General features: G+C 61.8%; 11 protein-coding genes. 4 read left to right on the plus strand and 7 right to left on the minus strand.

The window, feature by feature from the left end; genetic code table 11:
- The first annotated feature begins 6 nt into the window (after nt 1-6).
- Together pcaD and pcaC are read left to right on the plus strand one after the other, a co-directional pair.
- The gene (gene pcaD, locus AC1RGE_RS14020) at nt 7-795 is read left to right on the plus strand and encodes a 3-oxoadipate enol-lactonase (protein WP_041116332.1); all 789 of its coding nucleotides are present in this window, start codon (nt 7-9) and stop codon (nt 793-795) included.
- A gap of 22 nt (nt 796-817) precedes the next feature.
- On the plus strand, nt 818-1,210 hold the full coding sequence (pcaC, locus tag AC1RGE_RS14025; protein WP_011059667.1) for a 4-carboxymuconolactone decarboxylase: 393 nt from the start codon (nt 818-820) through the stop codon (nt 1,208-1,210).
- Between the two features lie 25 nt (nt 1,211-1,235).
- Here the strand turns inward: pcaC and AC1RGE_RS14030 are convergent, their stop codons facing one another.
- The 7 genes from AC1RGE_RS14030 to emhA form a co-directional block, all read right to left on the minus strand.
- Nucleotides 1,236-2,060: a methyltransferase domain-containing protein gene (locus AC1RGE_RS14030; protein WP_011059668.1), complete on the minus strand. Its 825-nt coding sequence runs from the start codon at nt 2,058-2,060 to the stop codon at nt 1,236-1,238.
- Nucleotides 2,061-2,073: 13 nt separating this feature from the next.
- Nucleotides 2,074-2,463, minus strand: a complete 390-nt coding sequence (locus AC1RGE_RS14035) for a helical membrane plugin domain-containing protein (RefSeq protein WP_041116334.1) — start codon at nt 2,461-2,463, stop codon at nt 2,074-2,076.
- A 25-nt stretch (nt 2,464-2,488) separates the two neighbouring features.
- Entirely contained in the window at nt 2,489-3,679 is a 1,191-nt protein-coding gene (locus tag AC1RGE_RS14040) for an NAD(P)/FAD-dependent oxidoreductase (protein WP_041116335.1), read from the minus strand.
- Nucleotides 3,680-3,923: 244 nt separating this feature from the next.
- The gene (locus AC1RGE_RS14045) at nt 3,924-5,186 is read right to left on the minus strand and encodes an OprD family porin (RefSeq protein WP_492584491.1); all 1,263 of its coding nucleotides are present in this window, start codon (nt 5,184-5,186) and stop codon (nt 3,924-3,926) included.
- 299 nt (nt 5,187-5,485) lie between these two features.
- The gene (gene adeC / locus AC1RGE_RS14050) at nt 5,486-6,946 is read right to left on the minus strand and encodes an AdeC/AdeK/OprM family multidrug efflux complex outer membrane factor (RefSeq protein WP_258611542.1); all 1,461 of its coding nucleotides are present in this window, start codon (nt 6,944-6,946) and stop codon (nt 5,486-5,488) included.
- The gene (locus tag AC1RGE_RS14055) at nt 6,943-10,089 is read right to left on the minus strand and encodes an efflux RND transporter permease subunit (protein WP_041751993.1); all 3,147 of its coding nucleotides are present in this window, start codon (nt 10,087-10,089) and stop codon (nt 6,943-6,945) included. The genes adeC and AC1RGE_RS14055 overlap by 4 nt, the downstream gene beginning before the upstream one ends.
- A gap of 3 nt (nt 10,090-10,092) precedes the next feature.
- Nucleotides 10,093-11,250, minus strand: coding sequence for an efflux RND transporter periplasmic adaptor subunit EmhA (gene emhA / locus AC1RGE_RS14060; RefSeq protein WP_015634435.1), 1,158 nt, complete (start codon nt 11,248-11,250; stop codon nt 10,093-10,095).
- 265 nt (nt 11,251-11,515) lie between these two features.
- Here emhA and emhR point away from each other — a divergent pair, with 265 nt between their 5' ends.
- Nucleotides 11,516-12,148: an efflux system transcriptional repressor EmhR gene (gene emhR, locus AC1RGE_RS14065; protein ID WP_011059675.1), complete on the plus strand. Its 633-nt coding sequence runs from the start codon at nt 11,516-11,518 to the stop codon at nt 12,146-12,148.
- Between the two features lie 161 nt (nt 12,149-12,309).
- Entirely contained in the window at nt 12,310-13,194 is an 885-nt protein-coding gene (locus tag AC1RGE_RS14070; RefSeq protein ID WP_011059676.1) for a DMT family transporter, read from the plus strand.
- Nucleotides 13,195-13,245: the final 51 nt, after the last annotated feature.

The following is a 13,245-nucleotide window of genomic DNA, read 5'->3' on the forward strand; positions in this document are numbered from 1 at the left end:
ACTGCTGTGGGATTCGTGAAACTCGCCGAGGGCGAACTGCACTATCAACTCGAAGGGCCCGAGGGCGCGCCGGTACTGGTGCTGTCCAACTCCCTGGGCACCGACCTGCACATGTGGGACAAGCAGATGGCGGCCTTCACCCGGCACTTCCAGGTGCTGCGCATGGACACCCGTGGCCACGGCCGTTCCCTGGTCACCGAAGGTCCCTATAGCATCGAGCAACTGGGCCGCGACGTGGTGGCGCTGCTGGATGCGCTGGATATCCAGCGTGCACATTTCTGTGGCCTGTCCATGGGCGGGCTGATCGGCCAGTGGCTGGGGATCAATGCCGGCGAGCGTCTGCACAAGCTGGTGGTGTGCAACACCGCGGCGAAGATCGGCGACCCGTCCGTATGGAACCCGCGGATCGAGACCGTGCTACGTGACGGCCAGGCAGCCATGGTGGCACTGCGCGATGCCTCCATCGCCCGCTGGTTCACCAGCGACTTTGCCGAAGCTCACCCTGACCAGGCCAAGCTGATCACCGACATGCTCGCGGCCACCTCGCCGCAAGGCTATGCGGCCAACTGCGCGGCGGTGCGGGACGCGGATTTCCGTGAACAGCTGGGGGCGATCAAGGTGCCCACCCTGGTGATTGCCGGCACTGAAGACGCCGTGACACCACCGTCCGGCGGGCATTTCATCCAGCAGCATGTGGCGGGCGCGGAGTATGCCGAGTTCTATGCCGCGCATTTGTCCAACGTCCAGGCCGGCGACGCTTTCAGCGCCCGGGTCGTGGATTTTCTGCTGGCCTGAGAGTCGATTCAAGGAGCCCTTTGTGGACGAGAAACAGCGTTATGACGAAGGCATGCAGGTTCGCCGCGCGGTGTTGGGCGATGCCCATGTAGACCGCAGCCTCAATGCCCTGACCGAGTTCAACTCGGAGTTCCAGGAAATGATCACCCGCCATGCCTGGGGCGACATCTGGACCCGCCCGGGCCTGCCGCGACACACCCGCAGCCTGATCACCATCGCCATGCTGATCGGCATGAACCGCAACGAGGAGCTCAAGCTGCACCTGCGGGCCGCCGCCAACAATGGGGTGAGCCGCAGCGAGATCAAGGAAGTGATCATGCAGAGCGCGATCTACTGCGGAATCCCGGCGGCCAACGCCACCTTCCACCTGGCGGAATCGGTGTGGGACGAACTGGGCATCGAATCCCGCAGTTGAGGCGCCGGGGCTGCACCGCGCGATTTCAGACGGTGGCCAGAATGAACACCCGCTTGAACGGGAACAGCGTCCGGCCATCGCCTTCGGGCGGATAGTAGCGATGTACCCGTGCCAGGTAATGGTTGAGGAAGCATTGTCGTTGCCGCTCGTCCAGGCTCAGGAGTACGGGGCGCAAGGCCGAGACCTTGACCCAGTCGAAGATCGGCGACTGGCCTTCCACGACCTGCAGGTGTTCGGTTTCCCAGATGTCCAGTTCCCGAGTCAGGGGCGCCAGCAAACGGTAGTAGCTATCCAGCGACAGTACCCGGCGCTCGGCCATGAACGCCCGCAACTCCGGGGTGCCCAGCGGCTTGCCGTCCGGTCCTGCCTGTTCCAGGCTTTCGAGTATCAACTGATACCACAGGGCGTCGCGCCAATTGGGCATATGCGCCGCCAGGCAGCCGCCGGGGTTGAGCTGGTTCAACAGGCGCGGCAGCAGGTGTTCGTGGTCACTCATGAAGTGCAGCACTGCGGCAGCGAACAACAGGTCTGCAGGCTGTTCGGCTTTCCATTGCAGCAGGTCGCACCTGCGCCACAGCGCCTTGATCGGCAGGCAGCTGGCTTCGGCAAGCATTTCCGAGGAGCTGTCCACGCCTGTCAGCTCCGCGTAGGGCCAGCGCTGCGCCAGCAGTTGAGTGGCGATACCTGTTCCGCAACCCAGGTCGTAGATGTGATGGGGGTGCTGCAGGGCGACATGATCCAGTAGCTCGACCGCCGGTCGTTCTCGCAGGCGCACGAACTGCTGGTAGGCCTGGGGATCCCATTGGGTGCTGAGGTTCCTGGCCGTGGTCGGCTGAGGCTTGGTACTCATGTAAACATCCTTTTTAAAGTTGTCGTCCAATGACATTCAGGGTTCTGAGGAGCAGGGCTGCACCACGTCGCGTGTCCTCCTCACGCAGCAGCGAGAGCAGCCCGTACAGGCTGGGAGCGGTACCTTGCGCTGAGGTTTCGGCCTTGGCCATGCGTAGTGCATTGCCCAGCATCCAGGTGGCAGCGGTGGCTTCTTCGAACTGTTGCGCAAGTTTTTCGATCATTGCCTGATCGAGCATGTCGATCAGATCGCAAAGCAGGGACAACAGGTCGACCATGTTGTCCAGGCGAGCGCTGTCCAGCAGCGGCTGGAGCTTTTTCATCAGGGCTTCCAGGCCTGGTGTGCCGGCGACTTCAGGCTGGGTCGCCCTTGGACCAGGCATGCTTGGATCAAAGCTGTCCATGGCGTTGTCTCCTCCCTGTGCAGGGTCAAAGCATTCCGCGGGCTACGGCCCAGTACAGGCCGCGATTGAATCCGGTGCGCAGCAGGCCACCCAACTTGCTCGACGGGGTGGGCAGAACGTCGTGGGCATAGTCGTACCAAAGGGGCATGCCGGCATTGAGGCCCATCTGCGCGACCGCCTGGACCCTACCGTCATAAACCGCCTCGGGAGAGCCCAGGCGGATTTCTCCGGCAATGTTGTTGGCAATCACCGGGGCCTGGTTGTGGCAGGCGCCGCCTGCCTTGCTGATCGGCAGGTCGACGGTATCGCCAATCACATAGACCCGCTCCAGGCCATAGACTTGCAGGGTTTCGTGATGGGTCGGCAACCAGCCCTCCTGGCCCTGTGCCTGAGACGCGCCGGATTCGAGCACGGCGTCCACGGCCCGGATCGGCGGGGTGGCCATGAGAATGTCGAAAGGCTGCTCAGCGCCTTCCTCCGAGTAGGCGATGCGCCGGTCCGGGTCGACCCTGGCCAGGGTGAAGCCGCGCTGGAAGCGGATGTTCCTCTGTTCGAAGATATCCGGCAGTACCTCGCCGACCGGGCGTTGCAGGAACAGGCAATTGCGCAGTAGCTGCGCGGTGCTGGGGTAGGTGTAGATGATCTCGACCCGATCCCGTACTCCGCGCCGCCGCAGGAAGTCATCGAGCATCAGGGTCGTTTCTACCGGCGCGATGCCGCATTGATGAGGAACATTGGGTGTTTGCGGAAACGACACGGTGATGAACACCCGGCCCTTGTCGATCCGGCTCAGGCGCTGTGCCAGTTGCCGGGCAGGCTGGTATTGGTAGAAGTGGTCGCCGGCTTCCTTGAGCCCCTCGATCCGTTCCGGTGCCGGCACGCAGCCGGTGGCGATCACCAGGAAATCGTAGCCAAGACGCTTGCCGCTGCGAGTGTGCAGGCTCTGGCCGGCAAAATCGAAGCGGGTGACGGGGTCGACCCGGAAGGTTATTTCGGGGCGTAGCAGGGAGCGTTCGGGTCGCTTGAGTTCTTCTTGGAAGAACAGGTTGAACGCCACATACATGAAGGCGGGCTTGTAGAAATGATCCGGCGATTCGGACAGCAGGGTGATTTTGACCTCGTCCCTGAGTATCTCCGGGTAGAGCTTGCTGACCAGTTGATTGGCCAGGATGGTACCGCCTACACCTCCTCCGACAATGACGATGTGCTTGCTCATAACGCAGACCCTCCAAGGCTACGTCAGCTTCACGTACGACATCCGATGGATAACGTAACTGAATCGATAGGTTTCCTTTCCTGGAAGCGAGCACTGCCCGCCTGAAGTGAATACCCCTTTACTTTATCTGTGTATTGGATTTTTTTTTACTAAGCCCGACCAGCGGACCTCTCCTTGGGCGCCACGGTTCAAGGCCGACAACTGCAGGGGCCGGCCTTTTGGCTCGGCCCCGTGTTGGAGGGGCTTACAGCAGGCTGAGGGGATAGCTGATGATCAGGCGGTTCTCGTCGAACTCGTTGTTGCTGAAGTCCCGGCGCATGGTGGAGTTGCGCCACTTCAGGTTGAGGTTCTTCAGTGTGCCGCTCTGGACCGTGTAGGCCACTTCGCTTTCCCGGCCCCATTCCTTGCCGTTGCTGACGGTGGCGGTGTGCACGTTGCTACCGCTGATGTAGCGGTTCATCAGGGTCAGGCCGGGAACGCCCAGCGCGGCGAAGTTGTAGTCATGGCGCACCTGCCAGGACTTCTCCTTGGCGTTGTCGTAGCTGGCGTTGTAGCTGTCGTTGGCCAGGGTGCCGCCGCTGGTGCCATTGACCCGCATCCAGGCGCTGTCGCCAGTGAGCTTCTGCAGGCCCACATAGAAGGTGTTGCCGCCATATTTGGCCGAGAACAGGCCGGACCAGGTGCGGTTCTCCATGTCGCCGGCGCGGGCGCTGCCGTCTTCCTTGCCATAGAAGAAGCCCAGGTTGGCGCCCAGGGTCCAGTCGCCCAGGGGTTGGCTGTGGATCAGGTTGACGAACTGCTGGCTGTAGATGTCCTTGAGCTGGGCATTCCACAGGGCGATCTGGGTGCGCTTGTCGTTGAAGGCATATTCGGCGCCCTGGAAGTTGAAACGGTCGGAGGTGAAGGCCGCTTTGCCGAACATGCTCATGTCACTCATGCTGCTGTCGTCACGCGGGCTGTTGGCGCGGAACTGGCCGCCATAGAGGGTCAGGCCGGCAATTTCCTTCGAGGTGATCTGGCCGCCGCGAAAGGTCTGTGGCAGCGAGCGGCCGTCGTCGGAGCGCAGGATCGGCAGCACTGGCATCCATTCGCCGACCTTGACCTCGGTCTGAGACAGCCGCGCCTTGAAGGCTACTCCCAGGCGTCCGAAGTTGTCCGCCGGGCGGCCGTCGTGATCCAGGGGCAGCAGTTGGGTGCCGCCGGTGCCCTTGCCGCCGTCGAGTTTCAGCGAGTAGAGGCCCAGCACGTCCATGCCGAAACCGACGGTGCCCTGGGTGAAGCCGGATTTTGCATCGAGGATGAAGCTCTGGGTCCATTCCTCGGCCTTGCCCTGGGCCTTGGTCGGGTTGGTGAAGTTGCGGTTGAAATAGAAGTTGCGTAGGGTCAGGTTGGCCTGGGCATCTTCGAGAAAGCCCGACTCTGCGGCCAGTGCCGGCAGGGCGGTGCTGCTCAGCGCCAGGGCCAGGAGGCTGGGCAGAAGGTAGGACGGCGGGGTGCTTGGCTTCATTCGTCGGTCTCTCTAATTGTTAGGGGTGCAGCTGGCCAGTGCCGCGCAAAGGGTCTGGGCACAGGTTTCAGGGGAGCAGGGTGGAACCAGAGGTATCAGCCGCAGCGGGCAGGGCGTGGGGGCATGGCATCGGACCTGTTGTTATTGGTGTGTCCAGGTGCCGGGAATGGTGCGTCGCGGATCAGGGCCAATCAATTGGACGAAACACTTTTTGGGCGGTAATCGAACACAAATGTTCCAGTTGGTACATATAAAAAAACCCACCGTCAGGTGGGTTTTTCATATGGCCAGGTGACGCTTCAGAACAGGTGCAGCGCCGGGGCTTTTTCCGCCAGTGGCTCGTTCTTCGCTGTCTGTTCGCTCCAGCCACCGCCGAGGGCCTTGTACAGGTTGACCTCGCTGGTGAGCTGCGACAGGCGATCGGTGATCAGTGCCTGCTGGGCGCTGAACAGCGACCGCTGGGCATCGAGGAAGGTCAGGTTGCTGTCGACCCCGATACGGTAGCGGCGCTCGGCCAGACGATAGTAGTCCTGGTTGGCGTTGACGAAATCACGCTGGGCCTGCAACTGCTGGTTGTAGGTCTGGCGTGCCGCCAGGCCATCGGAGACTTCCTGGAAGGCGGTCTGGATGGATTTCTCGTACTGCGCGACGGTGATGTCTTTCTGGATTTTCGAGTAGTCCAGGCTGGCGCGCAGGCTGCCGGCGTTGAAGATCGGCAGGTTGATCTGCGGCTGGAACAGCCAGGTGCCCGAGCCCCCCTTGAACAGGCCCGAGAGATCCGGGCTCAAGGTACCGGCATTGGCGGTCAGGCTGATGCTCGGGAAGAACGCTGCCCGCGCCGCGCCGATATTGGCATTGGCCGCCTTGAGCTTGTACTCGGCTTCGAGAATGTCCGGACGCCGTTGCAGCAGTTCCGACGGCAGGCCGGCTGGCAGGTCGCTCAGCAGGTCGGCCGAGAGCGGTTGGGCCGCCGGCAGGTTGGCCGGAATCGCCGTGCCCAGCAGTAGGGTCAGGCTGTTTTCATCCTGGGCCACCTGGCGGGTGTAACGGGCCAGTTGCACCCGGGCGTTTTCCACCGAGGTCCGCGACTGGCTCAGGTCCAGGGCCGACGCCACACCCACTTCGTTGCTGCGCGAGGTCAGCCGGTAGCTTTCCTCGTAGGCGGCGAGGGTGTCCTGGGTCAGCTTCAGCAGTTCCTTGTCGGCCTGCCAGGTCATGTAGGCGTTGGCCACGCTGGCCACCAGGCTGATCTGGGTGCTGCGCCGGGCTTCTTCGCTGGAGAAGTAGGTCTGCAGGGCCTGCTCGCTCAGGCTGCGAACGCGGCCGAACAGGTCCAGTTCATAGGCACTGACGCCCACGGTGGCCGAGTACTGGCTGGTGATCCCGGCTTCGCCGGTCTGCGACATGCGTGCCGGAGTGCGCTGGCGGCTGCCGCTGGCGTTGGCCGAAACCGCAGGGAACAGGTCAGCCCGCTGGATCTGGTACTGCGCGGCATAGGCATCGATGTTCAGCGCCGCGACCCTGAGGTCGCGGTTGTTTTCCAGGGACGTCTGGATCAGTTGCTGCAGAGCCGGGTCATGGAAGAACTGCCGCCAGCCCTGTTCGGCGGCCGCCACGTTGGCGGCCTCCTTTGGCGAGTAGGCTGGGCCTTGGGGGAACTGCGCCGCCACCGGCGCTTCCGGGCGCTGGTAATCCGGGATCAGCGAGCAACCACTTAGCGCGATGGCGGTGATTGCCAGGGAGAGTAGCGACTTGCTCATTGGCCAGCCTCATTAGGGGTTGCAGTAGTTTCTGACAGGTCCGCTTTCCTGCGGCCCATGGACGATACGGTGACGAAGAACAATGGCACCCAGAAGATCGCCAGGATAGTCGCGGTGAGCATACCGCCGATCACCCCGGTACCGATCGCATGCTGGCTACCCGAGCCGGCGCCCGTGGAGATGGCCAGTGGCACGACCCCGAGGACGAAGGCCAGGGAGGTCATGATGATCGGCCGCAGACGCATCCGGCAGGCTTCCACCGCGGCGTCTACCAGGCTGCGGCCCTGCTCGTGCAGTTCCTTGGCGAACTCGACGATCAGAATGGCGTTTTTCGCCGCCAGACCAATGGTCACCAACAGACCCACCTGGAAGTACACGTCGTTGGACAGGCCGCGCATGCTGGTTGCCATGAGTGCACCGATGATCCCCAGGGGCACAACCAGCATCACTGCGATCGGAATCGACCAGCTTTCATACAGCGCCGCCAGACACAGGAACACCATCAGCAGGGACAAGGCGTACAGCGCAGGTGCCTGGGAGCCCGACAGACGTTCCTCGTAGGACAGGCCGGTCCAGGAGATACCGACACCCGCCGGCAGCTTCGCGGCAATGGCTTCGACTTCGGCCATGGCTTCACCGGTACTGTAGCCAGGGGCCGGGGCACCGAGCACTTCCATGGCTTCCACGCCGTTGTAACGGGCCAGCTTGGGCGAGCCGTAGATCCACTCGCCCTTGGCGAAGGAGGAGAACGGCACCATGGTTCCGGCGCTGTTGCGTACGTACCACTTCTTCAGGTCTTCGGGGCTCATGCGGGCACCGGCCTGACCCTGGATGTACACCTTCTTCACCCGACCACGGTCGATGAAGTCGTTGACGTAGCTACTGCCCAGGGCAATCGACAAGGTGTTGTTGATGTCGGTGAGGGTCACGCCCAGGGCACTGGCGCGCTCGTCGTCGATGGTCAACTGGTACTGCGGTTCATCGTTCAGGCCGTTCGGACGTACCTGGGACAGCACCTTGCTCTGGGCTGCCATGCCGAGGAACTGGTTGCGTGCAGCCATCAGTTTCTCATGGCCGATACCGGCGCGGTCCTGGAGGAACACGTCGAAACCGGTGGCGTTACCCAGCTCCAGTACCGCCGGAGGGGCGAAGGCGAACACCATCGCGTCACGGAAACTGAAGAAGTGCTGCTGGGCGCGGGCTGCCAGGTTGAACACGTTGTTTTCCGCGGAACGCTCGCCCCACGGCTTGAGCATGATGAAGGCCATGCCCGAGCTCTGGCCGCGACCGGCGAAGTTGAAGCCGTTCACGGTGAACACCGAAGCCACGGTGTCCTTTTCCTTGTCCAGCAGGTAGGCGCGCATTTCGTCCACCACCACCTGGGTCCGCTCGGCACTGGAGCCGGCCGGCGTCTGTACCTGGGCGAACAGAACGCCCTGGTCTTCTTCCGGCAGGAACGCGGTCGGGATGCGGGTGAACAGCCAGATCATGCCCAGGACGATCAGCACGTAGGCCAGCAGGTACGGAACCTTGTGGCGCAGCATGTTGCCCACGCCGCGTTCGTAGCTTTTCACGCTGCGATCGAAGGTGCGGTTGAACCAGCCGAAGAAGCCGCGCTTCTCGGTGGCGTGTTCGCCTTGCGGTACGGCCTTGAGCATGGTGGCGCACAGGGCCGGAGTGAAGATCAGGGCAACCAGCACCGACAGGGCCATGGCCGAGACCACGGTGATCGAGAACTGCTTGTAGATCACCCCGGTGGAGCCGCTGAAGAAGGCCATTGGCAGCAGTACCGCGGACAGCACCAGGGCGATACCCACCAGGGCTCCCTGGATCTGGCCCATGGACTTTTTCGTCGCCTCCTTGGGCGACAGCCCTTCCTCGTGCATCACCCGCTCGACGTTCTCCACCACGACGATGGCGTCGTCCACCAGCAAGCCGATGGCCAGCACCATGCCGAACATGGTCAGGGTGTTGATGCTGAAACCGGCCGCCGCAAGGATGCCGAAGGTACCCAGCAGTACCACCGGCACCGTCATGGTGGTGATCACCGTGGCGCGGAAGTTCTGCAGGAACAGGAACATCACCAGGAACACCAGGACGATCGCTTCCACCAGGGTTTCAACCACACCCTTGATGGATTCGGTCACCACCGGGGTGGTGTCATACGGGAACACCACCTTCATCCCTTGCGGGAAGAAGGGTTCCAGGTCCTTGATGGTGTTGCGCAGGGCCTTGGCGGTGTCCAGGGCGTTGGCGCCGTTGGCCAGTTTCACTGCCAGGCCGGACGCCGGCTTGCCGTTGAACTGGGCGCTGATGGCGTAGTTCTCGCCACCCAGGCCGACGTCCGCGACATCGCCCAGACGCACTTGCGAGCCGTCCTTGTTGACCTTCAGCAGGATCGCCTTGAACTGCTCGGCAGTCTGCAGGCGGGTCTTGCCGATGATGGTGGCGTTGAGTTGCTGGCCGGGCAGGGCAGGCAGGCCGCCGAGCTGGCCGGACGATACCTGGACGTTCTGCGCGGCAACCGCGGTCTTCACGTCCACCGGGGTCAGGTTGTAGTTGTTCAGCTTGGCCGGGTCGAGCCAGATCCGCATCGCGTACTGGGCACCGAATACCTGGAAGTCACCGACGCCCGCGGTCCGCGAGATCGGGTCCTGCATGTTCGACACGATGTAGTTCGACAGGTCGTCCTTGGACATGCTGCCGTCCTCGGAAACCACGCCGATCACCAGCAGGAAGTTCTTCACTGCCTTGGTCACGCGGATACCCTGCTGCTGCACTTCTTGAGGCAGCAGCGGAGTGGCCAGGTTGAGCTTGTTCTGTACCTGAACCTGCGCGGTGTCCGAGTTGGTGCCCTGTTCGAAGGTCGCAGTGATGGTCATGCTGCCGTCGGAGTTACTTTCCGAGGACACATAACGCAGGTTGTCGATACCGTTGAGCTGCTGCTCGATCACCTGAACCACGGTGTCCTGCACGGTCTGTGCGGAAGCGCCTGGGTAGGTCACGGAGATGGCGATCGCTGGCGGCGCGATGCTCGGGTACTGGTTGATCGGCAATTTGAGGATCGATAGAGCCCCGACCAACATGATCACCAGGGCGATTACCCAGGCGAAGATCGGACGGTCGATAAAAAATTTCGACATGGTTTACTCCCCTTTGCCGCCTGCAGCTTTGTCAGTTGCCTGTGCAGGGGCCGGGTTCTTCGCTGGAACGTTGGTTGCTTCGCTGGCCTTGACTTCAATGCCCGGCTTGACGAACTGCAGGCCTTCGGTGATCAGGCGATCGCCGGCTTTCAGCCCATCTTCCACCAACCACTGGCTGCCGACCGTGCGGCTGGCCTTGAGTTGACGCAGCTCGACCTTGTTATCCGGGCCAACCACCAGGGCGGTCGGGGTGCCTTTCAGGTCGCGCGTCACGCCTTGCTGGGGAGCCAGGATCGCCGCGCTGTTCACCCCGGCTTGCAGCTGGGCGTGGACGAACATGCCAGGCAGCAGGGTGTGCTCAGGGTTCGGGAACACTGCGCGCAGGGTCACCGAGCCGGTGGTTTCGTCCACCGAGACTTCGGAGAATTCCAGCTTGCCGTCGAGCTTGTACTGGCTGCCGTCTTCCAGGGTCAGTTTGACCTTGGCGGCATTGTCGCCGACTTTCTGCAGGCGGCCGCTTTCCAGTTCGCGACGCAGTTCCAGCAGTTCCACCGAGGACTGGGTAACGTCGACGTAGATTGGGTCCAGCTGCTGGATCACGGCCATGGCATCGGCCTGGCCATTGCTCACCAGGGCGCCTTCGGTCACCGAGGAACGGCCGATTCGGCCGGTCAGTGGCGACAGCACTTTGGTGTAGCGCAGGTTGATCTGGGCGCTTTGCAGCGAGGCTTCCGACTGCAGGCGGTTGGCCACGGCAGTGTCGTATTCCTGGCGGCTTACGGCCTGCTCGTTGACCAGTTGCTTGTAGCGATCAGAAATCGACTTGGTCGATTGCAGATTAGCCTCGGCACTCTTCAGCGTTGCCTCATAGACCGATGGATCGATCTGATAAAGCTGCTGACCTTCCTTGACGTCTCCACCTTCTTTGAACAGACGCTTGAGAATGATCCCGTTTACCTGTGGGCGAACTTCGGCGATGCGGAACGCAGTGGTCCGGCCCGGGAGTTCGGAAGTCAAGGTAAAGGCTTGTGGTTGCAGGGTAACGACGCCGACCTGAGGGGCTTGAGGGGCAGGTGCCGCCTCTTCCTTTTTACATCCGCTGAGCAGCGATGCCAGGGCGACGGCAGTGACCAGAGCGGTAACAGCTGGCTTGAGTTGCATGAAAATCCTCGGGTCAGGCACGCAAGATGCGCACAAGAAAAGTGGAAGGGTAAAAATGCTTGGCTGAGTGGATAAGTAGCTTGCTAAGGAATATACTTACGTTCATGGTTGTTTGTAAATACCCCTGCGGCGTACCCATCCGGTTACAAAAGCCCCTGTAGGTGTTGAATTGTAGGCTGGGCAAACGGCACTCGAGATGCCGTTCCATATTTATTCAGAAGGTCTTCACGCATCGCTGAAAGATCCTGATCGAGGTTTTACTGCCATGGTCCGTCGTACCAAAGAGGAAGCTCAAGAAACTCGCAGCCAGATACTCGAGGCCGCCGAAAAGGCCTTTTACGAGCGTGGCGTGGCGCGTACCACCCTGGCCGACATCGCGGCGCTGGCGGGAGTCACGCGAGGTGCCATCTATTGGCACTTCAGCAACAAGGCCGATCTGGTGCAGGCCATGCTCGACAGCCTGCGTGAACCTTTGGATGAAATGGCCGCGGCCAGTGAGAATGTAGATGAAATGGACCCGTTGGGCTGCATGCGCAAGCTGCTCATTCATTTGTTTCATCAAGTTGCCCTGGACCCGAAAACCCGACGCATCAATGAAATCCTGTTTCACAAGTGCGAGTTCACCGACGAAATGTGCGACCTGCGCCGCCAGCGTCGCGCTGCCAGCTTGGACTGCAACGTACACATCGAGCTGGCGTTGCGTAATGCAGTGAATCGTGGGCAATTGCCCGAGAATCTCGATGCGGCGCGGGCAGCTATCACGTTGCATGCGTTCATCGATGGCATTCTCTACCAGTGGTTGCTGGCCCCTGACAGCTTCGCCCTGCACACCGAAGCAGAGCGCTGGATCGACATCGGGCTGGATATGCTGCGCTTGAGCCCCAACCTCCGTCATTAAGACAAAATGCGTAATTGAGTCCGGTTGTGTCAACATTTAAGGCGAGGGACGTTCATACCCGGGGTCGCACTTCACAATGGGGTGCTTTTATATACGGGCTTGCTGCAGGTTGATAGATAGCGAGCTACGTATTTTGTAGGGATTTTGTTGCGGGTGTGTGAATGAGTGTGAGCCCTTCACCGTTCAACGGCGCGGAACACCCCATCAAGGGGATCGCCCTGATCTGCCTGGCGGTCCTGTTGTTTGCCAGCCACGACACGTTATCCAAATACCTGTCGGCTTTTTATCCCATCGTCATGGTGGTCTGGGCCCGCTATGTGGTGCACACCCTGTTGATGCTGGTGGTCTTCGTGCCGCGCAGTGGTTTCTCTGCGGTGGTGCGCACCAAGCGCCCCGGGCTGCAATTGCTGCGGGCCCTGTGCCTGATCGGCACCAGCCTGCTGTTCACCACCGGCCTGCGCTATATCCCCCTGGCAGAAGCGACCGCGGTCAACTTCCTGGCGCCCTTGCTGGTGACTGCCCTGTCGGTGCCGTTTCTGGGGGAGCGGGTCAGTCGCGCCCAGTGGCTGGCAGTGCTGGCGGGGTTCGTCGGGGTGCTGATTGTGGTGCGTCCCGGGGGCGCGTTGTTCACGCCGGCAATCCTGCTGCCGCTGGGGTCGGCGCTGTGCTTCGGCTTCTACCAGTTGCTGACCCGCAAGCTCAGTGGTGTCGACAGCCCGACCACTAGCAACTTTCTCACCGGGATCCTCAACAGCCTGATCATGAGCGCGCTGCTGCCGTTCTTCTGGAGCACGCCGACGTTGGTTCATGGGCTGTTCATGATCGGCCTGGGCACCTGCGGCATGCTCGGCCACATGTTGCTGACTCAGGCGTTCCGCCATGCCGCGCCGGCGATGCTGGCGCCTTTCAGCTATGGGCAGATTCTTTTCGCCGGGCTCTTTGGCTACCTGATCTTCGACCATACCCCGGACCAGTACGCCCTGGTCGGTATCGCGGTCATCTGCCTCAGCGGCCTGGCGGTGGCCTGGGCCCAGCGCAAACGCTGAATGGCTTTCTGTAGCCCCTGCCGCAGTCCGCGACAAGGTCCGCAGGACCTT

Source organism: Pseudomonas sp. GW823-FHT02C05, assembly GCF_058797595.1.